This is a genomic window from Acinetobacter sp. CAU_H_56 (genome assembly GCF_058599425.1).
On record NZ_JBZUJA010000002.1, the window covers coordinates 1 to 26,055 of the forward strand.

Sequence of the window (26,055 nt, forward strand, 5' to 3'; positions counted from 1 at the left end):
TGAATCTTAAAACTAATTTTCAGACTTATCCCACCAACTTTGAGCTAAATCAGTATTTTTAGGAATACCTATTTTTTTTAAAACTGTAATCTAATTGTCATTATTTATTAAAATCTATCTATTATTTTAATGCAGAATTATTTTAGAAATGCGATAAATTAATGATATCTAAACCCATGTCTACACTAGCATGTATTCCATTAATGTCTTTTTTAATCATTTGCCCATCCCTTTATGCAGCAGATGATTCGTATTTATTACCTCATCAAGCTCCAAATAGCCTTTTGATATTACCTCAACCACCTGCACCTGATAGTGTTAGCCTTTCACATGACCAAGCAATTTTCAAACAAATGCAAGTTCAACGTTCAGATGAGCAGTGGAAACAGGCTGCCATTGATGCTGACGTGTCTAATGAACACCTTGGCATACCGTTTTCAGAGGCGTTTGGATTAGAAATTAGTAAGCAAAATACACCAATATTGTTTGATCTACTGAGAAAGGTAAAGCGTGATAGCCGCTACAGTACACAAGATGCGAAAAAGCATTATAACCGCCAACGACCATTTGCTTTTTATGGTGTCAAAACATGCACGCCACATGAAGAAACAGATTTAAACACGAATGGTTCTTACCCATCGGGACACACCACGATTGGGTGGACATATGCATTAATTTTGGCCGAAATTCGTCCTGATCGTCAAAATGAAATTCTGAAACGTGGTATTGATTTTGGGCAAAGCCGTGTAGTGTGTAATATGCATTGGCAAAGTGATGTTGATGCAGGGCGTATTACAGGTGCAGCACAATTTGCTCGTTTACAAGCCGATCCTAAGTTCAAAGCAGATCTAGCGAGGGCCAAAGAAGAAGTACAGCGCGTATTAACTAGAAAAACTAAATAAATTGATATAAAAAATGCCTGCAATATGCAGGCATTTTTTATGACTAAACTCTTTTCACTTCAGGTTTGCCGTATTCAACTTCAAAACTAGCTGCAATAGAAAGTTTGCCGCCAGGCTTTTCAACAAAATCAAGTACATTTAAATCTGTACGCATATGATCTTTAAAGAAATCTAAAGTTTGATAACCACGTTGATCATTAATAAATTTGATGTGTGGATTTAACTTTAAAATATCTTCTTGACCAGGTCGGATAGGCTGGCCGTTACCAGTTGAGGTGATAGATGTAGTTAAAAATTCAGTCGCAATAGACTGTGATTTGTAATCATTTAGATCACTTGGAATATTGGCAACAAAGTATTGATGAAGATCACCAGATAAAATAACAGTATTTCCGTTTGGAGCGTTATCATGTATAGATTGAATTAGACGTTCTCGGGCGTATGGATAACCGTTCCACGTATCTTTACCGAAATAAGCATTACCTGATTTATTATAGCGTACCCAAGGCATAACTTGGATCTGCTGTGCAAGTATATTCCAGCGTTTATCATGGCGCATTTGCCTTGCCAACCATTCCTCTTGAACTTTGCCAAGCATATGTTCTGCTTTGTGATTGTCTGTCCGACAGTAACCATTTGTATCCAATCCTTGTTCTAACTGAGCTTTGCTACAAAGAATTGGAGAACGATACTGACGAGTATCCAAAATATTCATTCGCAACATTTGACCAAAATCTAAGGTGCGATATGCAGTAATGTCTGGGCCTTGAGGTTTTTGAGCTAAACGTACGGGCATGTATTCATACCAAGCTTGAAAAGCTGCCGCTCGGCGAAGCAAAAATATTTCTCTCTTTTCTCCCTTTTCTTCTAAATCTGCTACCCAATTATTATCTACTTCGTGATCATCGAATGTTATTGCAAATGGTGCTGATGCATGGGCTGCTTGTAGGTTAGGATCAGCACGGTATTGTGCATACCGTATTCTATATTGAAATAAAGTTTGAATTTCTGGACCAATATGCTGACGAGCAGGGATAGATACACGTAAATTACCTATCGCTCGACCACCACCTTTACCTTCAGGACCTTCATAAATGTAATCGCCATAATGGAAGACAATATCGATATCCTCTTCTTTGCTTAAATAATCATAAGCTGTGTAATAGCCAGTTTCATAGTGTTGGCATCCCACCACAGCAATGCGAACCTTATTTGGCATTTGTTGAGCGCTAGGCGCTGATTTTGCTGTACCAATCGGACTTTCATAATCGCTCATGAAGAAACGATAATAATAGCGTGTTTGTGGTGCTAATCCTGTCACTTCAACATGTACGGTATGATGTAAATCTGGATGTGCTTGTACTTCACCCGTTTGTACTATTTTTTTAAAGTTCCGATCGAGTGCGACTTCCCATTTGACGTTAACTGCTTCATTAGGCATTCCTCCATCTACAGAGAGGGGATAAGGTGCAACACGCGTCCAAATCACAAAGCCATCTGGCCATGGATCACCAGAGGCCACACCGAGTTGAAAAGGGCTGATAGGAAATTTAGGATTAGCCCAAGTTTTCACTGGACTGAGCCCTGAGACCAATGCTAGTGAGGTTAAACCAGCTAGACCTAATAAAAATTGTCGGCGATCTGCATTAAATTGATTCATCTTTTATCTACATTATTGGTTTTAATTAAAATAGAGGAAGGCTATAAGTCAAATAGATTCGAGTCTGTTCCTGCTCTGTGCCTGTACTTTTTTTAAATTTTCCGTATTGCGCGGTAAAGCCTAAATTCTTTAGTTTTCCTTGTGGAACTTTGTACCTGAGGGTGTAGTCGATTTCTGACTCTGTTGCACATCCACATTTACCAAAATCACGACCTTGGACTTTCAGGAAAGAGACATTCAATCCTTTGAGATATTGATCTGTAAAATCATATCGGTATCCGTACCACGTCGATTTTTCACCTGCATTGGTGAAATTCTGTAATAGTCTATTGGTAGGGAGATATATAAATGTGCCATCAGCTCCATTTCCTAGACCACTTTGATTCATGTGAAGAAAATCACCATCACTGCCAATTTTTTGAGCACCAAATTGGAATTGATGATTTTTAATTTTATATTTGAAATCAATGCTCGCAGTTTGGTTACTTACTTTAGTACCATAACCTTTTTCACCACGTTCATTGGCCCCTGTAGCCTGAGTGTCAAATAATCTTAAATCAGTATTAAGACTTTGATTTTCAGTAATATTAAATTTATGTTTAGCACCTAAAAATTGCTGTACATAAAAATCATCGAGTTCACCCACGTAGTATTGCAAAGTTAAATCTTTAGTTGGTTTCCAATCAGCGCCAGCAAATAAAAAACCATCACTCGACTGAGTTGCACCTTTGATAGACAGTTCAGATTTATCACGTGATGCACGAGGAATTGCTTCTGTGACATATCCTGCAGTTAAATTTAAACCTTTTATTTCTTTTGAAGTAAGTTGCGTTCCCATATAGGAGGACTCAATTAAACGTGCAAAACTGCGACTTAAAATAGGTAATTTGGGGCGTAGTTCACCAACTTTTAGTTCAGATTTACTATATTTAACTTTTAATGTGGGATAGGCTCTAGTCCAATATCCAGTAGGTCCGCCATCATCATCAAGTGGGAACATTAATGAGTTCTTAGCCTTATCTTTACTGCCATCTAGACGGATACCGATAGCTGCACTTGCATCTAGGCCCAATCCGACTTTACCTTCGGTATAACCGGACTCGTACATCAATTCAATCCCTTGCCCCCATACAGTCGAATCTTTGTCAGTAGGCTCTTGATCCTGATCAAAGTAATAATTTTTAAAATTAACCTCAGCTCTACTGTCTTCTATAAAATCCGCATGCGTGAACTGAATCATTCCAATTGATAATGTACTTAAAATTAATAACTTATAAATCAAAATACTGCCTTTTTTGGGGACACTAAATAAACTTTGAAATACCCTACATCCTCAATATGAATTTTATCCTTCAGATTTATTAAGTTTATGTGACTTAAAATTGACTACCTTCAATCCTGTTTAAGCTAATGATTATTTCGATGGGTTAATTAATATGCGCATAACTGAATAGCCACCGATTTTGTAGACACCTTTTAGTTAGATAAAAAAGCAATTTTTTTGATCTTTAAAGAATGAGGATATAAGCTGTTTAAAACTTAATTCTAATTGGTTAATAGGTGAAAAATGAAATTAGCAGAAGCTCTCTTACTTCGAAGTGATCAACAAAAAAAAATTATTTCACTAAAACAACGTATCAATGCAAATGTATTGGTACAAGATGGTGATCAACCATCTGAAGATCCAAATGAACTACTAAAACAAGTATTTTCTTTAATTCAAGAATTTCAAAAATTAAGTTATGCAATTCATGAAACTAATGCTTTAACAAAATTAAATGATGGCCGTTCTCTACTTGCTTTATTGACTTTGCGTGATGAATTTGTAGAACAGCACAAAACCCTAACTGCAGCAATAAGTAATACATCTCGTGAATCTGATCGTTATAGTACGCGGGAAATAAAGTGGCATAAAGTTATTCCAGTTTCATCATTACAAAAACAAGCTGATGATATTAGTCTTAAATTACGTGATTTAAACGTGTTAATTCAGTCGAATAATTGGAAAATTGATTTGATTGAAGCCTAATAGTCCTTTAGATATAATCAAGTTGAACATACTGGGCGAGTACAAGATCCCTTACTTCCACAACATAGGATTGTAAATAAAGTGTAGTGGCTTGCAAAGCAAGTGGATAAGCTTAAAATTTTAAGTACAAATCAATCCATCACTTGGCATAACTCAAATCTTTGTGCAAACAAAGTTACACGTTACTTATAACTACCATGTACTGACAGTATGTTCACCTCAATTACTAAAAATAAAGAAATGAGCAAGCATCAGCTCAACTACATTTCTATTTTTAATTCAGTTCAGCTTTGTTGTATAAAGAGCTGAAAGATAGACTTTGAAAATTATAAAAATCGGAAATTTATGATATAAAAAATGTGCTCGACGATGTCGAAAAGCCGACTTGTTTCCAAGTCGGCTTTTTTAAGCAACTTTGTAATATTCTCTCAATGATAATAGTTTAAAAAGTAGGTATTTATTGATTTTTACTATTTTATCAAAGACTCTATTTCGAAAACTATCCCTCAATTTTTGTGGGTTAAAGCTTACAAAGATATCGGATTTTTTGGGTTATTTGGAATAGGACTAAGTTGCCTAGAAGATTGGTATATATCACAATTTTATGATTTATATAAAATAAGCAAAAAGAATTTCACTATAAGTAAATCATGAGAAAAAAGATCATCTATCTAGCTGGGGCTATGACCATAGTTTTACTAATAGCGGTGATTAAACATGAAAATGAAGTAAAGGGGGATGAACAATTTAGATATTTAGATTCCATAGCATCTAAGCAACCTTAGTAAAATTGCACTTATATTTAGAAATACTAGATCATATAAAAACCATTATTTAACATAAAATCTCTTATGCGAAATTTGAAAATGGTTTACTTTTCAACTAAATCTAGCCCTATTTAACATAATGGATATTATACGAAGTACACTTGTATATTAATATAATTATCAAACACTTAATAAAACCAGAAAAATCTAAAAATGACCGAAAAGCCGATTTTGAAACAAGTCGGCTTTTTTATGATCGTTTTTGATAGTTTTTGCCAAGAAAATTGGCTAAAAAAATGATCAATTTAGCAATCAGTGCCCATTTCATACGGATCCAGGTTCCAAAACTATCCCCAATTGCTGGGGATAAAATTTAGGCTATTTTGTACGCTTTGGCTCACATAAAACTCGGCCCTTTGCGGCTATCCAGGATAGGTGAATTTTCCTATGATGAAGTCATAGAGAACAGGATGTTCCAAACAACAAGAATAAGAAAGATCGCACCAGGAGCGTGAGGTAAGACAGGAGTCATACCTAGCAACCCAATATGAGAAACCCCGGCAGGATGCTGGGGTTTTTTATTATCTAAAATATTTAGATCAAAGTTGGATGGGCATCCAGAATGCGAATTAAAGTCGCTGCAGGACCAGTCGGATAGCGTCGGCCTTGTTCCCAGTTTTGCAGGGTTCTGGCACTGATATGCAAACGTGCAGCAAATTCAGCTTGGGTTAAGCCTGTCTTCTCACGTACTTCCTTAATATCCGGCAATTCAAGCTCAGTTACCCGGCTTGCTTTCATTTCATTGCGTTTGATGGCACCAGCTTCTTTGATTGAAGCAACCAGGTCATCAAATAAGTTGTTATCCATGAAATTGCTCCTTCACTAATTGACGCAAAATAGAGGTCTCTTTGTCTGTCAGGTTATCTTTCATAGACTTTGGATAAGCCACCAGGAAAAATATCTGATCATCTTCTGTGACCCAGTAATAGATCACACGGATACCGCCACTTTTACCTTTATTACCTTGAGCACAGCGTACTTTACGAATGCCACCGCCATTCTTGATTAAGTCACCTTTATCAGGCTGTACCAAGAGATCTTGCTGGAGCTGACGATACTCTTCATCACTTACAAGCTCTTTGATTTGCTTGGTAAAAATACTAGTTTCAATGAATAGCATAGGTTTAAGTACGTCAATGGCGTATAAGAATTTTAGCAGTTTTAGAATAAAAAAACGAGAAAAGGTAGCTCTCATTTCTCATAACCGAAATTATCTTACGTGATTAGCTTCAATTTTGATTTTTAGGTAATAGAAATTACAACCAAAAGGTAAATAAATATTCAATTTTTTGATACAAAAAGTCATTTATAGTATATTTAATTAATTGATATAATTTACATTAAGTACATTATTATAATAAATATATAGAATGCCTCGTTTAGTTCTAAAGGCTAAATCAATAAGATCTTTTGATCCTAAATTTTTGATGGCCTTAATTGATTGTCTACCTTTAAATCAGCGACCCTCTATTAAGGAATTATTAAATCTTTATCCAGAAGAAATTAAATTAGATCTAACCTCTGAAGTATTGGAGTCTACTATTGAAAAAATATCAGCTCGATTAGGTACGGTATTCGATATTCAACATTCATAATTTAAAATTAAATAATAGATGTTATATGAAAGGCACAATTCATGAGCCTTTTCATCACTCGTTTAACATAAAATCTCTTATATGAAATAAAAAACCTAGGCACCGGCCTAGGTCTTAAATTTAAAAAAATACATAAAAATTAAGGTTATAGTCTTAATTTTTCAACTTCGCATAACGTGTATTATGTTAATTGTAGGAAAACTTGAAAAGGCCACCTGATTTAATCAAATGGCTTTTCGTATTTTAAATAAATTTATTAAAACTTATCTACACTCGCTTTATAAACAACATCACCTTTTTCATTCAAAATTTTGTAGTCTAAATAAGCGGGTACAAGCACCATTGAACGACGTTGATCTCTTTGAACAATGTAGTAAGCATCACCCTGCATATTTTTGCGGATTAAATCTCCACGTACAATTTCCAATTCCTGTTCTTGAGTTAATGGGCCTATTTTAAAAGAACCTAAACCATCATCATATCTTAAATGATCTGAATTAGAAGTTACTTGCATGGAAGCTTCAAAGATGTTTTTCCCTTGTGGTTTGTTCCAACTGTAGAGGTATGCCACAGGGCCATTATGTGATTGTTGATCAATGTTAAATGGTACTTTGATGTACTCAACTTCTTTAATATCTTTAGTTGCCTCTATTACTTTTGGAAGCATAGAAACTCTTGCTTTTTCCATTTTTAATACTGGGTTATTTTCCATAAGTACATCTATATCTTTAAACAGTCTATGAGAAGATATATTGTCTAAAGGGAAGTTATTTTCACCATCTACATTATTTGTATCTTTAATCTTTAATACTTTTTCTTTTAATTCATATAATTCTAAAAAATCACCATCAACTGTTCGGAATGCACTACGGTCAGGTACTTTTACTTCCTCAACATTGCTAACAGTCAGGCTATTGGCTATATCTCTCTCAAATTGTTTAGCTTCTTCTGATTTTGTAGATGTTGGTTCTTGCGTTGTTTCAACATCGGAGCTACCACAACCAACCAAAAAGAAACCTAAACTTGTAACTAATAAAGAATTTTTTAGAAAATTCAACTTATTCATTTTTAATCAACATATAAAGTAGTGTTAAGCAAATTAAATATAACCGAAGGAATTAATATTTAAAACCTTAAAAAATACATTTTTTCATTGACTTAAATATACCTGATACTAGCCAAAATCTATAATCAGTAAATCAATAAAAGAAGAATTGGGATCGAGCATGTATTTGGTCGTTTGAAAATCTTCAAAATCGTTGCTGAGCGATATTGCAACCGAGGCAAAAGACTAGGGTTTAGATTTAATTTAATTGCTGGAATCTATAATTTGGAACTGAGTGAAAAACGACTTATGAAAGAAGTCTCATGTACTTTGATTTACTTTTCATATATTGTTTTTAAAAGTAGGTTATAAGTAAAGCAGAGAAAGCAATGAAAAAGTCATTAAGTTTATTGGGTTTAGTTTTTGTATCAGCTTTATCAAATGCAAGTGAGCTTGGGGATCAGTTACTTTGTAAAAACTTAGAATTTCAACACACTAATGCTAAATCTATTGTGGTTAATAATCCTGATTTTGCCAAATTGTTTTCATCTAAAACTAGCGGTTGGATCAACAAGGAAAAATATAACTCAACATATCCATCAATCAATAAAGCAGGTATCTCTAATGTAGATGGCTTGCCTGTTATACGTGTTGCTCTGGGATATGATGAACGTAGAGGGGTAGATCGAAAGGATATTAACCGTATCTTCACTAGAACTGTTGTTCGAGGCGATCTAGATGTAATAAAAAACACATTGGAAGATCCAAAAAAATTCAACTTAAACTATAAGTTTAATAAACACACTTATCAGAAGAATAGAAATGGTCGCTATATGTACTATGCGGCTCAACCGTATAGCAATGGATTAACAGTTGTTTCTATGATTCAAACTGGCTCTGGAACAGGTCAAATTCATATAACGTGTGGTGTATATGACAAGAGTATTGATTACTTACTCAATAACGATCCTCACTTCTTGAATGTTCCACAACAGTAAAAAAGTTATGTCTAATCAAGCCTGAACTAATATACATTACTCACTGAATAATGGTTAAATTAAAGTTATTATAGTTCTATTTAAAAATCCCAATACCTAATTGGGATTTTTAATTTTTAGATTTAACATAAAATCTCTTATGCGAACTTGAATTGTAAACCCAAAATAGAAATATCCTATTTTTAGAGTTTAGGAAGCTGTTACTTGCGATGCTCACTATGTGAGAAGTTTCATACCTTTTATCGGATAAAAGGCTCATTATTTCCAAAGTACAATGAACTTCAACTTCTGTACTCCTAGCGTTAAGGTAGCTATGTCATTCAAGATTTGTTCACTTCATTCTTTTACTAAATATAAGAAACTTAAAAAAAACACACCATTTGTCATGATTTCATTGCCTTAGCATTCTCTACAACCTATATTTGAATTTGTTACGTATTCAAAATATTCAGGGGATAGTTTCGATGGTCAGTCAACGTGGTGGTCGTAGAGAAGGTGCCGGACGAAAATTTGTATACGATGAACCTACAAAGGTTATGCGTATTCCTGAATCCCTGGTAATTGAAATCAAGAACTACCTCAGCAACTCAAAGAAATCTAAGTTCAATGATGTTGCTTCTATTACGTTGGTTAATCCAAGCACAACTATGCATATTCCTTTGGCTGCTGAAAAAGTAGCCGCTGGTTTTCCTTCCCCTGCCCAAGATTATGTAGATAAAACCTTGGATATGAATGAACACCTCATCAAGAATGAGGCAGCTACATTCATTGTGAAAGTCGCTTCGCTTTCAATGCGTGACGCAGGTATCGATATAGATGATGAACTAGTCGTAGATCGCAGTCTGGAAGCCAAACATGAAGATATTGTGATTGCATTGATTGATAATGAATTTACGGTCAAACGCCTGATGATCGAGGGTGATGAACGCTGGCTCAAGGCAGAAAACCCTGACTATTCGGATATTCACCTGAAAGATGGCCAAGAAATGGTGATTTGGGGTGTAGTCACCTATGTTCTAAAGCCATGCAAGAAGCGTAAATAAATCAATAATTAGCCTTTTGGTTTAAGACATGGAATATAAAAAGAAAGTCTATGCCTTGGTGGACATTAATAACTACTATGTGAGTTGTGAAAGGGTCTTTAATCCAAGTCTAAATAACAAGCCAGTCATTGTCTTATCTAACAATGATGGCTGTGCTGTCGCCCGTTCGCAGGAAGCCAAGGATTTAGGAATAAAGATGGGAGTACCTCTTTTTCAGATCAAAGATATTGTGGAACGACATAACGTACAAGTGCTGTCTAGCAACTATGCCTTATATGCAGAGATGTCACGCAGATTCATGAAAATACTTTCAGAATTTGTATCTCCCAAAGAACAGGAGGTGTATTCCATTGATGAGTGTTTTTTAGATCTGACTGCTTATACTGAAAACTATGATTTGACTGAATATGTGCAACAAATGCGTCAGCGCATTTTATCCTGGCTTGGTCTACCAGTATGTATCGGTATTGGCCGAACCAAAACAGAGGCAAAACTCGCCAACCATATTGCAAAGAAAAATGCATATCTGAATGGAGCCTGCAACTTGATTGCTATGGATCCGTGTTCAGTAGAAGTGCTATACCAGTCGATAGAGGTGGGTGAAATCTGGGGTGTAGGGAGCAAGCATTCTAAGAAGCTTAATGGTATGGGTATTCATACTGTCATGGATTTTGTCCAGTCTTCGCCATTGATGATCAGAGATCAGTTTTCAATTGTCATGCATCGCACCTTATTAGAACTAAAGGGTGTTTCCTGCATTGAACTAGAACATACTCCGCCATCAAAACAACAGATTATTTCCAGTCGTTCCTTTGGACAACGGATCTACCATATTGATGATCTTAAGGAAGCGATGTCCCTCTATGTCATGGATGCAGTGAAAAGACTTAGAGAGGATCAACTCTTATGTGGGTGTCTCATTGGTTTTGTGCAATCCAACCCATTTGATAGTTCCAAGCCTTTTTACAACAAGTCATTGTCTCTAGCTCTACCTGAACCCACTGACAATTTACTCGTACTTTCTAAACTGGCTACAGCAATGATTGATGGCCTATATGCAAAAGATATCGGCTTCAAAAAATGTGGGGTGATCCTGACCTGTTTAGAACAAAAGGCAAACCATATCTATGACATGTTTACTGATATGAAGCACGTGGAAATCAGTGATACTTTAATGGAGTCACTGGAAAAAATTCATAGTAAGTACGGCAAGAATAAACTCGCTTTAGGGGCAAGCATGATACCGAACCGAAGATGGAGTATGTCGAGAGATCGGCTCTCACAAAACTATTTTCGATGGGATCAACTACTAGTAGTAAAATAATATTTTTACATCCAAAAACCTGTTTCATCTCACGCCCGAAAGTACGGAGATATACCTATTAAACTATAAATTTTGACCATGCTGTTTTGAGAAAAAATGCATGTCTTTCTTATCAACAATCTCTTCAAGATCTACAAATCTCTAGTTATCTATAAGCTCATCATCTGCATTTTTTAGAACATAAAATGTCTCCCTTCCATAGCGAATTGTTGCTTAAATTTTTGGACTGTTTTGCACAAAAAATCTAAATTTTTAGGCTCTACCAAAGCAACAAAAATACACCAACATCTAAAAAATCTCAGTGTATTGAAGACCAGCAAATCGACATCATTTTTCTCAAATACCACTCAGAGCTAAACATGAATAAACTGACAAAAAAGCCAAAAAAAACATGTTTAGAGTCTCTCCTCTACCGACATAAAATCTTCAAAAAATCGAAAAAAGATCATAAATAATTTGAGCCATGCATTCCCCAAAAAATCATTGAGAAGAGAAAATCTTCAGCCATATTTCCCTATGCATATTAGTTGTTCTTTTTATAATACTTCTGATAATAAACTTCTGCGCGTTGTTGTAAATCTTCCAGGTTTTCACGTGTACTTCCCTGACTTCTAAGCAGCCAAAGCATCATCAAATACATTCTAGCCATATCTCTCTGTATTTGCTCTGTAGCAACAATTTTGTTCGTGGTATCCATGACCATTTTGCTATGTTCATCTAAGCGTTTTTCTAATTTATAGATCTCAAATTTGAACAATGCTAAATGCAAATTACTGGTTAGCAACTCCCTCAGTAATGTTGAGGGACTTATGCCTCTGGCTTCTGCCATAGCAACATATTCATTAGCAATATTATTATCTAATCGAATGCCAAATTTACGAGTTGAGGTGATCGTCATTTTTAATTTTTATCATTTTTGGGATTAAATATTTTTATAGTTAGCGGTAGCACATAAAGTATTGATAAATATAAAAAACCACTAATATTATGGTAGCCCCATAATTTTTCTTACGCTACCACCCTAACTATTTGTTTTTAAAATATTTATATCACATTTTACGCTGTTTTTGTGGTAGCCCTAGTGGTATCACATAAAATTAATATTTATTAAGAGCTTATACGTTTTTTTTTGCATTTTTGGTAGCACCTCGCTTTTATCTCAAAAACCTTTGAAACCCTTGCACTGCATGGGATTCGAGACTGCATCGTTAGATGCGTGGTGTGTGACAAGATAATTTCCGGCGTGTGCCGGTCCGGTATTAAATTTAGTCCCAAATTTCAGTTAGTAATTGGCAGAATGCTGTTTGATATTTCTTTATTAGAGGGTGGGTGGTGGGCCTTCGATGATAGCGAAAATAAGTAGCATGAGTTCATTCAAAATGACTCATAATTATTAAAATTAAAGATAAACTTCTCTTCAAAAAATTTATATTTTTGACGTTTTTTCTAGCTTTGAGAGATATTAACTCTCGCCAGAAAACAATAGTGTCACCTGCTCTGTTCTAAACCTGAAATTGATCATTTTCACCAAGCAATCGCAGCGTTTCTAAAGGCACCTGTTCTGACTAAAAACTTCTCTATTGGTTTAGTTTTGTCAGCAAAATTGGAGTTAAAAAATGATGGTTTGATCTGTTTCAGATAATCATTTTAATAAGCTGAAAAAAGATAGTGCACATCAACTGCTAATCTAGGTTTCTTACAAAGTAGCTAAAAAAATTGCTGGATCTTCATCTAAACAAGCTAACCAGTCTATCAATTCAATTACATCCATGCGTCTTTCTAAAATTTCTATTTTTGAGACATAAGACTGAGGCTTTTCTAACCGACGAGCAAGCTCAACCTGAGTCATATTTTTAGACTCACGTAATTCGATTAGTTTCTGAATAAGGGTTTTATACCGAGGGTCATGTATTGAGCGCATGCCCCAATATCAGTTACAATTCAAAATATCCCAAAATAGGATATTTTAAATTAAAGGAAAACATATGAATGAGATAAATCAGAAGGCTCTAAGGGAGGAAAATTTAAAAAAACACTTAACGAGAATTCAGAATACTCCAGGTGTAGATTTCGAGCAGATTACAGCTTCCAAATGCTATATTTCGTATAAAGGTCGTGAGTGGTTTCTATGGCCTAAAAGTGGGAAATATGTTCAGATTAGCAATGATGAGCCCATTACTGATATGTATTGGGGAGATGTAAAATCTTTCTATCATCGTTATATTGCCGAAGCCAATAACCTTCCTAAAAATCATGGCAAGCTTTGGACTGAAAGTGATATTTCCGTGTTATTAGAGATGCTTGAAAATGAAGCCTCAGTTAATGAAATCGCTCAGATCCTGGAAAGACATCCGCAGACTATCATTGACAGGCTAAATATTCTTTTTGAGGGAAAAATTGATTTCCTGCAGATTTCAGAAAACCAATGGGATTTTATTATTAGTGACCTAGTGGATATCTATCAGTAGTTCTAGATATTGTTCTTTCCTAAATAAAATACATGGAACTGTTTTAGGCTTAACTAAGTTTCGAAATCTGAGTGTAAATAGACTAAAAGCCCAGATCTGGTCTCGTGTCTAGGATACTGGGAGCAGTCCACTGTTTAGTGATAGGCGTATTTGTATCACCTAAGATCTGACTAGCAGGAAGAGCTACGTTTGTATAAGTGTCTGCACCTACTGTCTTACGTTGTACGTTACCTAATAGAGCGTTATATACAACCTTATCAACTTTACGATTCCACTTGCTATGTAAGCGTTGTAATAGCTGATCTTGTGGTTGAGCCTTCAGCTTGTGAAGGTCTTGAATAGCCAAACGGGTAAAATTCGGGAAGTCACTCATTGTTCCCAAGCGAGAAGCGAATGAAGCGTCTGTATATTGAGTCTCACCGAAACGAGTTAATGTATTGAAGTCATCACCTAAAGTACCCATCTCATTAAGAGTCCAAGAAGTACCAGTGATAGATCCAATATTCGTTACTGTTGATAATAGTTTTGATTCTTTCTGCTCTAATAGAGCTAAATATGTGTCTGCGTACTGTTTTACAAATACGCTATCAGTAATGTTATATGACATTGTTTTAATTGTCCTTGTTTTTATTATTTAGATTTATTGTTAGAGCTATTGTTAGCTCTTTTTTTATGTTGTGTTTGTAGAGCTTGTTATTGTTTCAGTTATCCATATCGGGCTGATAAGAAGTGATACAGTCACATGCTCTACACAAGGACTGTATGGCTTGAAGCTTTATCTGAACGCCACTTCAGGAGCTATTTGTTATCGTCTTAGGCTGTCGTAATACGAATCAATCTGAGCTTTCACAGCTTTATGGTCTGGGTGCTTTGAATCGAAAAAGGCTTCACTACGCATTAAGGAATTGATGTCTGTACTAACTGATGTGCCGTTATTGATTGGCTTGTCTTCTGCAATCTGTGAACCGAAATAAGCAAGTGCTTTAATTACTGCTACATTATTTCCAATACTAGGATCATTAATCTGTTCTTCTGTTAAGCCTGCTGATTTAGCTGCTCGAATAGCTGAAAAGATATTCGATTCATAATTGTTGCCCCATTCAGATTGAAGCGACTGGATAGTTGAGTCTGTATCAAATTGAGAACTATTAGATACTAGATCTACTGCACGTTTGTCATACTCATTCAAAAGGAAGTCGAGTTGTTTGTTTGTGATCCCATGCTTGTGAGCTTCAGCTAGAAATTGTTTATTTGATTCATCTGCTTTGAAATCTTCAAAGTTAAAGTCTTCTCGCTCAATCTTATATTCATCTGCCGATTTAGGAGCTACTTCACCAGTTCCGACTTTCTTTTCTAGATAGCTGTATGACTCGTTCATCTTGGCTACAGTTGCTTTATAGTCTACTGATCCATCTTCTGATACTACTTTAAACTTCTCAGGAATCGTTGATTCAATAGAGCTATTATTAGCTGTATTTAATACTGTATCTTTTTCATTAATTTGTGGTTGTTCTAAGTTGTCTGTCATTCTTTTTTTTCTCTTTTTTATTCTTATTAGTATTTATTAGCCCTATATTTCAAAATTTGATTGAGCTAGTATCTAAATATTGTATATAGCTCTCAGGGATATTATGTACGATCCTAATAAAGATCCACGCTATGATCCGAAGATTGATAGTCCAGGTGTCTATTTCAAATTTTGGTTTTTTATTGGTGGCTTTCTACTGTTGTGCTATGTGCTTATCAAAATCCAAGATGCATATAACTACGTTGCTAAGAGCATAGCTAACTTCTTTGAACCTATTTTAAAATTTTTAGGATTCTAACTATTTTCAGCTTCCTTAATACGAGCCAAGATAAAGTTAATTACATCCTGTTGTCCTAGATTAAAGGCTGTCTGTGTTGCGGAGTCTTTATCAAATGCTAGTTTGGCATGGAAGACTGAAATGAGTTCATCTAATACTTCTATACCTTCATTACTTGTAAAGACTCTGTGATACTTATTACTGTTCAAACATCTCTCCTAATTGCTCAGGTGTCATGTTCTTAGCTTGATCTTTTGCTATGTCCATTGCTGTTGAGCCGGCTTCTGACATTAATGCTTGTTGCTGTTGTTGCTCTTGCATAGCTTGTTGTTGTTCTTGTTTAAGCTGTGCTATCTCTTCATCTGTTCTAATCGCTTCTACAGGTACGGATAAAGCATCTGCCATGACTTGAACCATTGCATCGAGGTTAAGGTTGTCCATCACTGTCTGATCAATCTGAGCCATCTGAGATACGTTCATCATTAGGTTTTGAATTGCTGTTACCCATTCTAGCTTTTGTGAAGCAGCCATAGGATTGATGAAGTTAAAACTGATACGTGAAGCTTGCATAAGCTCTTCAGGAGCTGGTCGAAGTACACCAGATCTCATTGCTAATCCCCATGTACGTTCTAGTAATACTTGGAGATACTCAGCCTGCATTCGAGAGAAGATTGCGCCTAGCTGGTTACGATATACCTGTACTCTTGCTTGTATTTCTGTCGCTGTTAATGGTGAACTGCCTTGTGGCGTGAGCTGATCCGACATTAATGTTCGTTTAATCTTAGCTTGGAAATGTTGTAAGAAGTCTAAGCCCATACCTACAGTAGCCGAGCCTGTATCTAAGCGTTTAATAGAGTTATCAATAGAGTTAACAGCTATAATTGCATTAGGTCGGATACGAAGTGTATTAGGGTTCACAACGCCATCATGAGCAGCCATCCATAAGCCACCAAGATTAAGTTCTGCTGTTTGTAGAGATAGTTTAGTCAGTTGGTTAGCTGTCTTGGCATCACTGATCACCATAGATCCCATGCCTAAGCCATAGTGTGAGTCTGGAATTTTCTTAAAGCGTGATACGACACAAGGGAACTCTTCAAAGCCTGATTCTTTTAGGATGTGTTTTGATTGAGATTCGATTGTGTATGAAGCGAAAGGCATTGATGTTGAAACACGTTTACCTTCTTCTCCTTTTACAAACTTAACGTCTCTTGGGAAGATAGCTTGTACTAATGTGAACTTCTGATCAGGTTTCTTTTCTGCTGCTGTTTTTACTTTGTCTGATACGTTGTCTATACCAAATTCAGATACGATTTGTTCAGCTGATAACTCGAACTCTCTATAGATTGTGTCGATCAATCCATTCGCTTGTGTAGAGCTGATATAGCAATTGCCAATAGACCAGGTATTGAAAGTAAAGCCACCTTTTTCTCTATTTGTGTCTGCATATAATACTGCCCATCCAGCTACTACCAAGTCTGTAAGAAAGTCTGTGACTTCTGAATCAAAGTTAGATGCATGGATATTTCTAAATAGGAATTGATCTACAGCACTGAGCCATTGTTCGCCTTCAGTAAGCTCTGAAGGTGTATCTACACCGCTTGGAACTGATTTGAACCATATACTTACAGGGCTTGTAGTACCACTAACAATAGAGCTAACAAGTAGTTGAATACCTTCTACTGCTGTTGTATCAAATAGCTCTATCCTAGCTTGTTTTCGTTCTTGTTCTAAAGCTGTAGCTGCTACATCTTGAAAGCTTTGCTGACGTTCAGGAGCGCAATATTTATAACATTCCTTCCAGTGGGATTCGTGTTTAATTCGATCTGATTTTAGTTGAGACAAACGCTTTAATATTTGTTGTGCGTTCAATCTCTTTAAGCCCCTGTTTTCGTATTACTCGAATTATTGTTACCTGTATTACTAGCTTGATGGTATAGGTTGCTGATTACTGTATTCTTGCCTAGCAAGCTACCTAATATCGAGCTTTGCTTATATTTACGTCTTGAAGCTGCATTCTCATTCGCTTCTCGTTGCGCTCTTTCTTTAGCTTTACGTTCGATCTCTTCTGGTGATTCTTGCTTTTGAACCTTTTGTTTTGATCCCATTATTAATGTTCCTATAGTTATTTTTTTGATGTGCTGTTGATGTTGCAAAATGCGTGTGCGTGTACGTGCGTACATAGGTAGATAGAAGGGCATCTGTTCAAGCCTATATGAAGCTCTAATTGATTCAGTAAGCTATGCAGTCTGTTCTTTAGTTCTATTGGATGGTTTACTGTAGTTGCTGTATTTGTTATTGCTTACCAGGTTGAATAGAGTCTCTTTTTTAAAAATGGTAGATGTCTGTTTTAAATACAGATCTTGTTTATTTTTATTATATTATTAGCTGTTTTAATAGAGCTATTGAATATAGCCCAGGATAGAAAGAGATAAACTATACTGAGCTAAAAAGGGGAATAGAGGATGTCTGATCTGCCTATCTGAATAAGCAGATTAGTAAGGATGAAATAAAGGATATATAAATGACTGACCTAGTTTTATTGTTATTCTTATTCAGCCTAAGTCGTTCTAAATAAGTAATGAGAACTATATCAGAATTTCTGATGAATGTCAATAGCCAACAACTATATGTTGTGGTTAAGGTATATTATAAACACCATATGTTGTGTTTTACTTTTGAATACCTGTAGCATCAATTAAAATTTGTATATCTCGACAATATTGTGCATAGGTTCTATTAGTAGCATTCCGCATACCAGCAGCAGCAGGTATAAGTTCTTCCATTGTCTTATTCCCTAGATCTAATGCACCGTTAATGTCACGATTATCAGCAGTTAGATCAACTATTTTCATTTTAGTATCCCAAATTCTACATAGTGCTTGCTGATAGGCAGCAATATTTTGAACATTATATGGATACTCTCTATTTTTAAGTTCTATTTCATCTTTAGATATTTGTTCTTGATAAAGCTTAACCTGCTTATTGAACTGTTGCTCAGTCATCTTTTGAGCAAAGCTTGAACTTGCTGCTATAGCAAGCATACTCATTATTGCAATCTTTTTCATATTATTAATAAAAATAAATTTTTGACTATATTAGAATAACATTAAGTATTTACTTTGTTGAGTGAGGTAAAGATCTAATTTTCTGTAATTTTATTCTATAATAGGAATAATACGATCTTTTAGGATGAAGTCTGTACGTCCAAATGGCTTGACTTGAGCTGTTGAGCAAACTAATAAAGGCAGAAGGACAGTTCTTAGTTTCATAATTGAATCTTCTTAATCTAGTTTGACAGGCACTGTTTTACATTCTTCGCCTTTTTTGATCTTGTATCTTTCACCAATCTTTTCTAGCTCTTTCTCATCATCATATGCTGATTTAACTAACCAGGAATGGGATTTTTTTATCTCAGGGTTATCTTCAACCATTCCAATTAAAACTATATTAATATCATGAACTTGGCATAAATAGAGTATATCTGCAAACTTAAATTCTAGACCTCTCTTCATTTTTTCTTGCATTTCATCTAACGCTATGGACTTTTTTTCTTCAAACCAATCTAAAACATGTCCTTCACTTTCTTTATTATCATATGCCCAAGCTTTAGCTATAAATAAGGTACTGATAAGCAAAAATGTTTTAAATAGTTTCATTCTATAAGTTGTTGTAAAGCTTCTGATAACTCAGTATAGCATTCTGTTGTTGAGCCGTTGAATGAGATTTTAGGCTTATAGTGGTAGTCCTGCATTTCTGTTTTGAATGCTACTTCTAGATCGTATATTTCTTCTGCCGTCCCAGGAAGTTCTAATAATATCTCCCATTCGTATGGCATAGCTTTAACCGTACCGTATCGAGTCAGTATGTTATTGACTGTGATACCAAGTTTATAGAATGACTCTTCTTTATCCCAACATCTGATTAAATAGAAGATAGGCTGTCCACCATTTTGAATAGCTTGATCTAGGAAGGATTGTCGTTTACATCCCTTAATCTTCATTCTGTTTAACTACCTTTTTAGTACGATGTTTCTTAGCTGTACTAATAGCTCTATTTGAGGTTTTAGCTTTAATGGAAGGTTTGTCTGTACCGATTAATTTTGATTCCTCTTGAACGATTTGAGAAGCATCTAGGGCATTGTAGATACCTATCTCATGGGTAGTAATAGAAAACAGTTCAGGATTTTTGAAATAGGCTTCAAATAAGGAAATAGGAATAGTTGGTCCATTTAGAATAAGTTTTAGTTTGGTTGTATCTGTAAATTCAGGAATGATGTCTGAATATGTGACAAGTACTAGCTTGTCAGCTTGATAGATTTTATATACTGAATACATAGTTTCTCTTTTTATTAGTAGTTTTATTTATTATTTTTGATCTCGTTTTCATATAAGCTTTAGTTATAAAAAACAGGTACACATATAACATATTTTTATTATATTGTCAATCTTTATAACTTTTAGGAATAAGAATACCTATTCTACATAGGCTATTTACTATACTTATTGATAGCATTTTGAAATGATTGGCTACATGCTAAATAATGACGTTCTTCAAAATCAGAGATAGCTTGCTTTTTCATTGATTGAGTAGGGTATACAGATACCGTGTAAGCATCTTGAATAACCATAAAAATATGCTTTTCTTCTTTTTCTCGTGTTTGTTGATCCGTTATCGTAGCTGAGACAGTCATAAGTTTTTCTGTAGCTTCAGAAGCCTTCATACCTAATTGTCTATATGTTTGAGCTAGAGATGCTACTGTTTCAGCTTTTTTACAATAAGCTTGAGCTAATTCATAATCTGAATCAGAGTAAGCAGAAGTACCAATACAGGCTATGAGTAAGGATAGAGCTATCTTTTTCATATTTAGAATCTACTTCTTTTTAAATAATTCATTATTTAAAGCATCTAAACAAGATGTATATGTGTGTTGTGCGAAACCTGTAATAACATTATTCCGTTTAATTTGATCATTAAAAACAGGAGCTTGATATGCATCAGAAACAATAACGAATACTATTTTAGTCAAACTATCCCTTTCAAATTTTGTCAATTTTTGAGTATTTAAATAATTTAAAAGTTTAGTAGTAGCTTCACTAGGTAATAAATTATCTTGTCTTGCTTCCTGAGCTATTAATGATAATTTCTCAGACTTATCACATATATTTTTAGCTATCATCATTTTATTCTGATCAGCATAGCTAGTAGACATCATTAAACATAAAGCAAAAAGTACAAAATATTTTTTCATAACATTCATATTCAAGTTTGTAATTGAATTATATAGATAATAGAAAAAAACAGATACAGAATCAGATACCAATTCTATTTTTAAATTAATAATTAATTATCTTTTTAAAAGAAAGAGAAAGCTTTTTTCTATTCTTATATCTGATAGGTATTGAAAGAAAACAGGTTAGTAGGCAGTCAGTTCAATGTTTGATATGGATACGTGCCTGTTAAGGTACGGATACAGATTAAAGATTGATTACCTGACTGTTAAAGGTTGTTATTCATTGACTGTTAAGGAAATGAATAAGAAGCTTGTTATAGGTTGAACAACTATTTTTCTATAAGAAGATATGAGAACGACTGAAAGGAGTTCGATATATCGTTCTATTCTTTTTCTTTATTTGAAAAATTAATTAAATATTTATTAATTAGTTATCTGTATTTTTTTATAATTTCTTCTTTAAGATTCAAGTTAAAAAAAGCCCTAAAAGATTGACTTTTTTGATAGTCCCAAGACAAGGTTTTGTCTAGCCTTATTTTATAAGACTTTTTAAGCTTCCTTCAAAATAAGTTGAAAACATTGAGTTATAAAAGAATGGACCTCAGCTCGAAACTTTACGAAGTATAGCGAGTAACAACGAAGCTATGCTGAAGTAAATGTTTGAGCAACCAACCGACTGTATGCAATAGCTACAGTAATGGAAGGAACAGAGGGCGGTCAGTAAATAGGCTTTAGGTGCTATGTCTGTGTGCGCTTATGTGTACCTAGAATCCGTACATTTTTGTTTTAAGGTTTTTGCTTTTTTTATTTTTAAAAACAAGTAGTTATAAAATGTCTAAGACAAGGTTTTGTCTACAGCCTTTAAATTTTCCTTTATAAATTCACTGTAATTTGAGTATCGAATTGCAGCGAAAGCCGTATAAAACCTAAGATCAATTAAGACTGAAACCTGTCTTACTTATCCACAATTATAAATTTAAAAATAAAACAACCATTTAGCTAGACAAATAAAGGGTTTCAAGACAAAAACCAAGTCCCAAGACAAGCTATTGACATTATCTGTCTTGGAGTTGTATAATCTGTCTCAAGAGGGAAGAACAGTCTTCCATAACAACAAAATATCATGAGGAATAAAAAACGTGCCAATAGGAAAAATAAGCACAGTGTTTAAAGTTTATGATGCAATGATGGGTAGCGGTAAGACTACTCAAATTATAGAAAACATTAGAACAGCAGAAAAAGATCAAAACTTTCTTTATATCACTCCATTACTTGATGAATGTCATCGTATTTCAGGTACTACATACGATCCTGAAGATACGTTAAAACGTCCTTTAATTACCACAGAAGACGATACTAGCGTTCATTACGCTTATATTGATGATGCTCCATTAAAAGAAAGACGTTTCAAGCATCCAAGCTATAAGGGCGGGAATAAAGCTGAAAGCTTGCAATACCTGTTAAAGAACAAAGAAAACGTAGTCAGTACACATCAGCTCTTTATGAATCTAACACCAAATATGTTGGATGATGCTAAAGATTATGTACTGATTATTGATGAAACGATCCAGGTTTATGATGTATATACCGAGCATTCATCTACAGAGTTAGAAGCTCTTTTCCGTTTAGGGTGGATTCATGTTGATGATGATGCTGTAACCCTTCGTTTCAACCGTGAGAAGTATGGTGATAACGGTGGTGATCCAACAGGTACAAAATATGAAAACCTAGCAACAATGTGCGATCTTGGTCAGCTCTTGTATGTGGACCAGAAGCTGATTGTTTGGGAATTGAGTATCGACACACTGAGATCTTTTAAAGAAGTCTGGATTGCTACTTATATGTTTGAAGGCTCTCAAATGTCAGCGTATTTGAAATCGTATGGCGTTGAGTATGAACTGATCCGTTTTGGTAACAAGCCTTCTCAAATTAAGCATTTAGTCACTATTTCAGATAACAAGTTTATTAATGAGATTGGTACTAAAACTACAGCATTGAGTTCAAGCCAATTCAAATCAAATAAGAAAGCTTTATGTGAGCAGTTGTCAAAAAATCTTGATAACTATTTCCGTAACCATGTTAAAGCGAAAAAGTCAGATAGACTTTGGACTTCATTTAAAGAAGCACATTCAGCAATTGCTGGATCACGCTATAAAGAAGAATGGTTAGCCTTCAATACAAAGGCAACTAACGAATACAAAGACAAAACCAACTTAGCTTACTTGATGAACCTATATCCAAATCCAATGGTTGTTAAAGCTTCAGCTATGAAGGGATTCCCTGTTAAGGAAGATGTATTCGCTCTATCTGAGATGGTCCAATGGATATGGCGTTCTGCTATTCGTGAAGGTAACCCAGTCAATATTTATGTACCAAGCTCAAGAATGCGTAGTTTATTACAGCGTTGGTTAAATGATGAATTTGAAAATTCTGCTGCTGAAGATATTGAAGTTACAGAAGAAGCCGAACAGTTAGAATTAGTTTAAATTATTAAAAATTCTTATTTTAGCCTGTAATCTCAGGCTATTTTAAGGATTGACTAACATATATTATCAGCCATTGCAAAACATATTTTGATTTTGTATAATAATCATTATTAAGAAAACAATAAAAACAAGAATGGGGATTAGTCAGCCCATATTAAAAAGCCTATCTGACTATAAACAATACAAAACCCAATATATTAAGTCTGCATCCAATTAGGATTATAAGCGGACTCAAAACACATCTATATAAAGGATAAAAAAGATGACAAATTTATCATTACAAACTCAAAACTCTACACCATACAATACAGCTATTAACACATCTATTTCAGTTGTATCTAGTCCTATAATTCAAACAATGTCTTCTAAAGAAATTGCAGACATGACAGGTAAAGAACATAAAGACGTTCTTCGTGATATTAGAAATATGTTTGAACAGCTTCAAATTGACTCAGCGCAATTTTGCGCTCAGTACAAAGACAGCACTGGACGTACACTTCCATGCTTCAACTTAGATAAAGACTTATCAATTTGTTTGGTATCGGGATATAACGTACAGCTCAGAATGGCAATTATCAAAAGATGGAATGAACTAGAAGCTCAAGTTCTTGAAGCAGTACGACCTTCTTACATGATTGAAGATCCAGTAAAAATGGATTGAAGAGCAAACAGCTAAGCAAGAAGCTGAAGCCAAGTTATTAGAAGCTGCTAAAGCAATTGAAGTGATGAAGCCTACTGTAGATGCATACGATCTTATAGCAGGAAAGAAAGGATCTATGTGCTTCCAAGATGCATACAAATTCTTAGGTGGTATGAAATTAAAAGACATGAAAGCATGGCTGTATGAAAAGAAATGGATCAATAAAGACCGTTTTGGTCGTGACTCTATTGGCTACTACCAGAATATGAATGGCTACTTAGTTGAGAAAGTTACAACACACCAGCCTCAAATTCGTATCACTTATAAAGGTTTAGCTGCAATGGCTAGACAAATGAAGATTGAGCTTAACGCTGAAGACTTCAACTAAGACACAAGAAAAAAGGGCAGGGATGTTCATAGCATCCCTTAATATTAACCAGGACTAGGAATGAGAAAATTAACTAAAACTGCATACAATAAAATCGTAAAAGCCAAGATCTTACAAACAGGCTTGTATAACGGCAGATCAGTAGAAGAAGCAGAAATTGACGATGAACTATACGAGCATCTTGTAGACATCAAATCCGATTATAAGAAAGGCGTATTAACAGCCTTCAATGCAGATGCAGAAATAGCTTACAACTATCTCAAATATGAAGAAGAATATGCAGATGACCTAGATATTGATTTTGGTATTGAGGATTTATATGGCAGCTATGATGACAACATGAAAGCAATTAAAACTCATTTTGGAGCGTACTAATGATCGAAGCTCTTATCGCAACTTATTTAGCAACAAACTTTTTACTAGCTCTACATTTAATTGATGTGAAGCTAGATGACAGACATTCAATTTCACTATTACAACTTATTGCCCTTAGCTCAATTGGAGCTAAAGGCATTTACTATAAAGATTAATTACCCTTTACCCCTGTTTTCTTAATTGGAGCAGGGGGTTTTTATGCTTTGATATTTTTTCTAACTTCGTTGGTGATAGTGTGGTATTGATTTTTAAAATCATCAAGTGCATCAATGAAATCTAAAAATATCATTTCTGATAAATCTGAAGACTGGTATCTATGCTTCTTTAATAGTGCCTTTTTTAAATTATCTATCTCATTTTTATACATTATCTTTTCGCTATTAGTATACTTAACAGATACTGTGTTTTTAGAATTTTTAATTTTAATTTTTGATGCATAATCATCGTACACATCAAAAATATTTTGAGATATATGTGTTATTCTAAATATTGATCCGCCAAAATTATTGAAATGTTCTTTTAAGTTTTTTTTGTTTAATGCATCATAAAGTTCAATTTTAGACTGTAATTGATTAATCTCGTTTACATAATTTGATAAATTTTTATTCTCTGGGTAATTTTCAATACTTATTTTATAAGAATCAATTTCATAAAGAGATGTAATGCAATTTATTCTTTTAAATAAATCATTGTATATGTCAAATATAATATTATCGATACTCAATAATATTTCTTTATTTAGGTCGTAATTTTTTTGAATTTTCCAATTATCATAAAGAATCAAAGCCGCAATGGGTGCAAAAAGTGTTGCTACAAAAACTGATAAATTTACAAGAGCAGACATGTACTCTTTTCCATATTTAGTAAATGTCTTTTTTTCTTCAATTTTTGCGTCGTCTACATAATATTCCCACCACCCATTAAAGATTAGTAAAGATGCAATACCGAGAGTTACAAATATAGCTATCGCAAAAATTAAAGTTTTTTCTTCATATTGAAGTCTAAATATTGCGAATAATTTTTTTATTTGACCATTAACGTAATCACTCCAAATACAAAGAGTAATAGGTATGAAGATTAGAGTTATAATGGTGAGTCCTTTCCATAGCCGAGTTGTATCAATCATACAGTTATGACCATTGCAGATACTTATGTATTCAAATCCCCCCCAAATTAAAATTGAAGCTACAATCACTAAAAGATAATAGTGTATATAATTTAATTTATTTTGAGTCATACC

Annotated in this window: 31 protein-coding genes and 1 pseudogene; 13 read left to right on the forward strand and 19 right to left on the reverse strand. The window is 34.4% G+C overall.

The annotated features are described in order from the left end of the window. Positions 1-176: 176 nt before the first annotated feature. Positions 177-902 carry an acid phosphatase gene (locus tag AC4MCC_RS14380; RefSeq protein WP_347454221.1) on the forward strand — a complete coding sequence of 242 codons (726 nt, stop codon included), beginning with the start codon at positions 177-179 and terminating at the stop codon, positions 900-902. Positions 903-945: 43 nt separating this feature from the next. Here AC4MCC_RS14380 and AC4MCC_RS14385 read toward each other — a convergent pair whose 3' ends face one another. Beyond that, positions 946-2,562: an alkaline phosphatase D family protein gene (locus tag AC4MCC_RS14385; protein ID WP_347454222.1), complete on the reverse strand. Its 1,617-nt coding sequence runs from the start codon at positions 2,560-2,562 to the stop codon at positions 946-948. Positions 2,563-2,587: 25 nt separating this feature from the next. Next, complete coding sequence (locus AC4MCC_RS14390) at positions 2,588-3,844, reverse strand: OprD family outer membrane porin (RefSeq protein ID WP_347454991.1); 1,257 nt, start codon at positions 3,842-3,844, stop codon at positions 2,588-2,590. 285 nt (positions 3,845-4,129) lie between these two features. On the opposite strand from AC4MCC_RS14390, the gene AC4MCC_RS14395 reads away from it, so the two are divergent. Then, entirely contained in the window at positions 4,130-4,591 is a 462-nt protein-coding gene (locus tag AC4MCC_RS14395; protein ID WP_000761345.1) for a DIP1984 family protein, read from the forward strand. Between the two features lie 1,361 nt (positions 4,592-5,952). Here the strand turns inward: AC4MCC_RS14395 and nadS are convergent. Beyond that, positions 5,953-6,225, reverse strand: coding sequence for a NadS family protein (gene nadS, locus AC4MCC_RS14400; RefSeq protein WP_004896911.1), 273 nt, complete (start codon positions 6,223-6,225; stop codon positions 5,953-5,955). Beyond that, positions 6,218-6,538 (reverse strand): type II toxin-antitoxin system RelE/ParE family toxin, encoded by a 321-nt coding sequence (locus AC4MCC_RS14405; RefSeq protein WP_004896915.1) that lies wholly within the window; start codon positions 6,536-6,538, stop codon positions 6,218-6,220. The genes nadS and AC4MCC_RS14405 overlap by 8 nt, the downstream gene beginning before the upstream one ends. A 250-nt stretch (positions 6,539-6,788) precedes the next feature. Between AC4MCC_RS14405 and AC4MCC_RS14410 the strand changes: the two genes are divergently transcribed. Then, a complete protein-coding gene (locus tag AC4MCC_RS14410; protein ID WP_100329926.1) occupies positions 6,789-7,013 on the forward strand; it encodes a hypothetical protein in 225 nt (74 codons plus the stop codon). Between the two features lie 256 nt (positions 7,014-7,269). On the opposite strand, the gene AC4MCC_RS14415 is transcribed toward AC4MCC_RS14410, so the two are convergent. Beyond that, positions 7,270-8,079 carry a hypothetical protein gene (locus AC4MCC_RS14415; protein ID WP_491885879.1) on the reverse strand — a complete coding sequence of 270 codons (810 nt, stop codon included), beginning with the start codon at positions 8,077-8,079 and terminating at the stop codon, positions 7,270-7,272. Positions 8,080-8,235: 156 nt separating this feature from the next. Here AC4MCC_RS14415 and AC4MCC_RS14420 point away from each other — a divergent pair. From AC4MCC_RS14420 to AC4MCC_RS14435, 4 genes and pseudogenes are all read left to right on the forward strand, one after another. Then, positions 8,236-8,430: pseudogene (locus tag AC4MCC_RS14420) on the forward strand (hypothetical protein); the annotation flags it as partial. Between the two features lie 17 nt (positions 8,431-8,447). Continuing rightward, complete coding sequence (locus AC4MCC_RS14425; RefSeq protein ID WP_491885880.1) at positions 8,448-9,056, forward strand: hypothetical protein; 609 nt, start codon at positions 8,448-8,450, stop codon at positions 9,054-9,056. Between the two features lie 464 nt (positions 9,057-9,520). Continuing rightward, positions 9,521-10,099, forward strand: a complete 579-nt coding sequence (locus AC4MCC_RS14430) for a LexA family protein (protein WP_491885881.1) — start codon at positions 9,521-9,523, stop codon at positions 10,097-10,099. A gap of 28 nt (positions 10,100-10,127) precedes the next feature. Continuing rightward, positions 10,128-11,423 (forward strand): Y-family DNA polymerase, encoded by a 1,296-nt coding sequence (locus tag AC4MCC_RS14435; protein ID WP_180105279.1) that lies wholly within the window; start codon positions 10,128-10,130, stop codon positions 11,421-11,423. A 523-nt stretch (positions 11,424-11,946) separates the two neighbouring features. On the opposite strand, the gene AC4MCC_RS14440 is transcribed toward AC4MCC_RS14435, so the two are convergent. After that, a complete protein-coding gene (locus AC4MCC_RS14440) occupies positions 11,947-12,321 on the reverse strand; it encodes a hypothetical protein (protein ID WP_180105280.1) in 375 nt (124 codons plus the stop codon). 798 nt (positions 12,322-13,119) lie between these two features. Beyond that, positions 13,120-13,344: a helix-turn-helix domain-containing protein gene (locus AC4MCC_RS14445; protein ID WP_491885882.1), complete on the reverse strand. Its 225-nt coding sequence runs from the start codon at positions 13,342-13,344 to the stop codon at positions 13,120-13,122. Positions 13,345-13,408: 64 nt separating this feature from the next. On the opposite strand from AC4MCC_RS14445, the gene AC4MCC_RS14450 reads away from it, so the two are divergent. After that, complete coding sequence (locus AC4MCC_RS14450) at positions 13,409-13,891, forward strand: hypothetical protein (RefSeq protein ID WP_180105282.1); 483 nt, start codon at positions 13,409-13,411, stop codon at positions 13,889-13,891. 82 nt (positions 13,892-13,973) lie between these two features. Here the strand turns inward: AC4MCC_RS14450 and AC4MCC_RS14455 are convergent, their stop codons facing one another. From AC4MCC_RS14455 to AC4MCC_RS14505, 11 genes are all read right to left on the reverse strand, one after another. Beyond that, complete coding sequence (locus tag AC4MCC_RS14455; protein WP_491885883.1) at positions 13,974-14,498, reverse strand: phage capsid protein; 525 nt, start codon at positions 14,496-14,498, stop codon at positions 13,974-13,976. Between the two features lie 198 nt (positions 14,499-14,696). Then, entirely contained in the window at positions 14,697-15,419 is a 723-nt protein-coding gene (locus AC4MCC_RS14460) for a hypothetical protein (protein ID WP_491885884.1), read from the reverse strand. Between the two features lie 294 nt (positions 15,420-15,713). Next, positions 15,714-15,905, reverse strand: coding sequence for a Bbp19 family protein (locus AC4MCC_RS14465; RefSeq protein WP_491885885.1), 192 nt, complete (start codon positions 15,903-15,905; stop codon positions 15,714-15,716). Beyond that, a complete protein-coding gene (locus tag AC4MCC_RS14470; RefSeq protein ID WP_491885886.1) occupies positions 15,895-17,565 on the reverse strand; it encodes a portal protein in 1,671 nt (556 codons plus the stop codon). The genes AC4MCC_RS14465 and AC4MCC_RS14470 overlap by 11 nt, the downstream gene beginning before the upstream one ends. 5 nt (positions 17,566-17,570) lie before the next feature. Next, positions 17,571-17,801: a hypothetical protein gene (locus AC4MCC_RS14475; RefSeq protein WP_491885864.1), complete on the reverse strand. Its 231-nt coding sequence runs from the start codon at positions 17,799-17,801 to the stop codon at positions 17,571-17,573. Between the two features lie 564 nt (positions 17,802-18,365). Further along, positions 18,366-18,743: a hypothetical protein gene (locus AC4MCC_RS14480; protein WP_180134286.1), complete on the reverse strand. Its 378-nt coding sequence runs from the start codon at positions 18,741-18,743 to the stop codon at positions 18,366-18,368. A 234-nt stretch (positions 18,744-18,977) separates the two neighbouring features. Continuing rightward, positions 18,978-19,352, reverse strand: coding sequence for a hypothetical protein (locus tag AC4MCC_RS14485; protein ID WP_491885865.1), 375 nt, complete (start codon positions 19,350-19,352; stop codon positions 18,978-18,980). Continuing rightward, positions 19,349-19,696, reverse strand: coding sequence for a hypothetical protein (locus AC4MCC_RS14490; RefSeq protein ID WP_491885866.1), 348 nt, complete (start codon positions 19,694-19,696; stop codon positions 19,349-19,351). The genes AC4MCC_RS14485 and AC4MCC_RS14490 overlap by 4 nt, the downstream gene beginning before the upstream one ends. Further along, positions 19,686-20,030, reverse strand: coding sequence for a hypothetical protein (locus AC4MCC_RS14495; RefSeq protein WP_491885867.1), 345 nt, complete (start codon positions 20,028-20,030; stop codon positions 19,686-19,688). The genes AC4MCC_RS14490 and AC4MCC_RS14495 overlap by 11 nt, the downstream gene beginning before the upstream one ends. Positions 20,031-20,182: 152 nt before the next feature. Beyond that, complete coding sequence (locus AC4MCC_RS14500) at positions 20,183-20,557, reverse strand: hypothetical protein (RefSeq protein ID WP_491885868.1); 375 nt, start codon at positions 20,555-20,557, stop codon at positions 20,183-20,185. Positions 20,558-20,566: 9 nt separating this feature from the next. After that, positions 20,567-20,944 (reverse strand): hypothetical protein, encoded by a 378-nt coding sequence (locus AC4MCC_RS14505; RefSeq protein ID WP_491885869.1) that lies wholly within the window; start codon positions 20,942-20,944, stop codon positions 20,567-20,569. A 1,121-nt stretch (positions 20,945-22,065) separates the two neighbouring features. Between AC4MCC_RS14505 and AC4MCC_RS14510 the strand changes: the two genes are divergently transcribed. The 5 genes from AC4MCC_RS14510 to AC4MCC_RS14530 all read left to right on the forward strand — a co-directional run bounded on the left by AC4MCC_RS14510 (position 22,066) and on the right by AC4MCC_RS14530 (position 24,970). Further along, on the forward strand, positions 22,066-23,412 hold the full coding sequence (locus tag AC4MCC_RS14510; RefSeq protein ID WP_491885870.1) for a YonV C-terminus-related protein: 1,347 nt from the start codon (positions 22,066-22,068) through the stop codon (positions 23,410-23,412). Between the two features lie 262 nt (positions 23,413-23,674). After that, positions 23,675-24,073: a Rha family transcriptional regulator gene (locus AC4MCC_RS14515; RefSeq protein WP_491885871.1), complete on the forward strand. Its 399-nt coding sequence runs from the start codon at positions 23,675-23,677 to the stop codon at positions 24,071-24,073. Positions 24,074-24,134: 61 nt separating this feature from the next. Then, positions 24,135-24,440: a phage antirepressor KilAC domain-containing protein gene (locus AC4MCC_RS14520; RefSeq protein ID WP_491885872.1), complete on the forward strand. Its 306-nt coding sequence runs from the start codon at positions 24,135-24,137 to the stop codon at positions 24,438-24,440. A 60-nt stretch (positions 24,441-24,500) separates the two neighbouring features. Next, on the forward strand, positions 24,501-24,815 hold the full coding sequence (locus tag AC4MCC_RS14525; RefSeq protein ID WP_491885873.1) for a hypothetical protein: 315 nt from the start codon (positions 24,501-24,503) through the stop codon (positions 24,813-24,815). Continuing rightward, positions 24,815-24,970, forward strand: a complete 156-nt coding sequence (locus AC4MCC_RS14530; protein ID WP_491885874.1) for a hypothetical protein — start codon at positions 24,815-24,817, stop codon at positions 24,968-24,970. The genes AC4MCC_RS14525 and AC4MCC_RS14530 overlap by 1 nt, the downstream gene beginning before the upstream one ends. 41 nt (positions 24,971-25,011) lie before the next feature. Here the strand turns inward: AC4MCC_RS14530 and AC4MCC_RS14535 are convergent, their stop codons facing one another. After that, positions 25,012-26,052: a hypothetical protein gene (locus AC4MCC_RS14535; protein WP_491885875.1), complete on the reverse strand. Its 1,041-nt coding sequence runs from the start codon at positions 26,050-26,052 to the stop codon at positions 25,012-25,014. Between the last annotated feature and the right edge of the window lie 3 nt (positions 26,053-26,055).

Coding starts and splice junctions, on each gene's coding strand:
- AC4MCC_RS14530 (WP_491885874.1), top strand. CDS start 24,815: ATGATCGAAGCTCTTATCGCAACTTATTTAGCAACAAACTTTTTACTA.
- AC4MCC_RS14430 (WP_491885881.1), top strand. CDS start 9,521: ATGGTCAGTCAACGTGGTGGTCGTAGAGAAGGTGCCGGACGAAAATTT.
- AC4MCC_RS14385 (WP_347454222.1), bottom strand. CDS start 2,562: ATGAATCAATTTAATGCAGATCGCCGACAATTTTTATTAGGTCTAGCT.
- nadS (WP_004896911.1), bottom strand. CDS start 6,225: ATGGATAACAACTTATTTGATGACCTGGTTGCTTCAATCAAAGAAGCT.
- AC4MCC_RS14505 (WP_491885869.1), bottom strand. CDS start 20,944: ATGAAAAAATATTTTGTACTTTTTGCTTTATGTTTAATGATGTCTACT.
- AC4MCC_RS14525 (WP_491885873.1), top strand. CDS start 24,501: ATGAGAAAATTAACTAAAACTGCATACAATAAAATCGTAAAAGCCAAG.
- AC4MCC_RS14495 (WP_491885867.1), bottom strand. CDS start 20,030: ATGTATTCAGTATATAAAATCTATCAAGCTGACAAGCTAGTACTTGTC.
- AC4MCC_RS14445 (WP_491885882.1), bottom strand. CDS start 13,344: ATGCGCTCAATACATGACCCTCGGTATAAAACCCTTATTCAGAAACTA.
- AC4MCC_RS14395 (WP_000761345.1), top strand. CDS start 4,130: ATGAAATTAGCAGAAGCTCTCTTACTTCGAAGTGATCAACAAAAAAAA.
- AC4MCC_RS14485 (WP_491885865.1), bottom strand. CDS start 19,352: ATGAAACTATTTAAAACATTTTTGCTTATCAGTACCTTATTTATAGCT.
- AC4MCC_RS14475 (WP_491885864.1), bottom strand. CDS start 17,801: ATGGGATCAAAACAAAAGGTTCAAAAGCAAGAATCACCAGAAGAGATC.
- AC4MCC_RS14455 (WP_491885883.1), bottom strand. CDS start 14,498: ATGTCATATAACATTACTGATAGCGTATTTGTAAAACAGTACGCAGAC.
- AC4MCC_RS14410 (WP_100329926.1), top strand. CDS start 6,789: ATGCCTCGTTTAGTTCTAAAGGCTAAATCAATAAGATCTTTTGATCCT.
- AC4MCC_RS14415 (WP_491885879.1), bottom strand. CDS start 8,079: ATGAATAAGTTGAATTTTCTAAAAAATTCTTTATTAGTTACAAGTTTA.
- AC4MCC_RS14450 (WP_180105282.1), top strand. CDS start 13,409: ATGAATGAGATAAATCAGAAGGCTCTAAGGGAGGAAAATTTAAAAAAA.
- AC4MCC_RS14500 (WP_491885868.1), bottom strand. CDS start 20,557: ATGAAAAAGATAGCTCTATCCTTACTCATAGCCTGTATTGGTACTTCT.
- AC4MCC_RS14535 (WP_491885875.1), bottom strand. CDS start 26,052: ATGACTCAAAATAAATTAAATTATATACACTATTATCTTTTAGTGATT.
- AC4MCC_RS14425 (WP_491885880.1), top strand. CDS start 8,448: ATGAAAAAGTCATTAAGTTTATTGGGTTTAGTTTTTGTATCAGCTTTA.
- AC4MCC_RS14460 (WP_491885884.1), bottom strand. CDS start 15,419: ATGACAGACAACTTAGAACAACCACAAATTAATGAAAAAGATACAGTA.
- AC4MCC_RS14380 (WP_347454221.1), top strand. CDS start 177: ATGTCTACACTAGCATGTATTCCATTAATGTCTTTTTTAATCATTTGC.
- AC4MCC_RS14440 (WP_180105280.1), bottom strand. CDS start 12,321: ATGACGATCACCTCAACTCGTAAATTTGGCATTCGATTAGATAATAAT.
- AC4MCC_RS14490 (WP_491885866.1), bottom strand. CDS start 19,696: ATGAAGATTAAGGGATGTAAACGACAATCCTTCCTAGATCAAGCTATT.
- AC4MCC_RS14480 (WP_180134286.1), bottom strand. CDS start 18,743: ATGAGTATGCTTGCTATAGCAGCAAGTTCAAGCTTTGCTCAAAAGATG.
- AC4MCC_RS14515 (WP_491885871.1), top strand. CDS start 23,675: ATGACAAATTTATCATTACAAACTCAAAACTCTACACCATACAATACA.
- AC4MCC_RS14405 (WP_004896915.1), bottom strand. CDS start 6,538: ATGCTATTCATTGAAACTAGTATTTTTACCAAGCAAATCAAAGAGCTT.
- AC4MCC_RS14435 (WP_180105279.1), top strand. CDS start 10,128: ATGGAATATAAAAAGAAAGTCTATGCCTTGGTGGACATTAATAACTAC.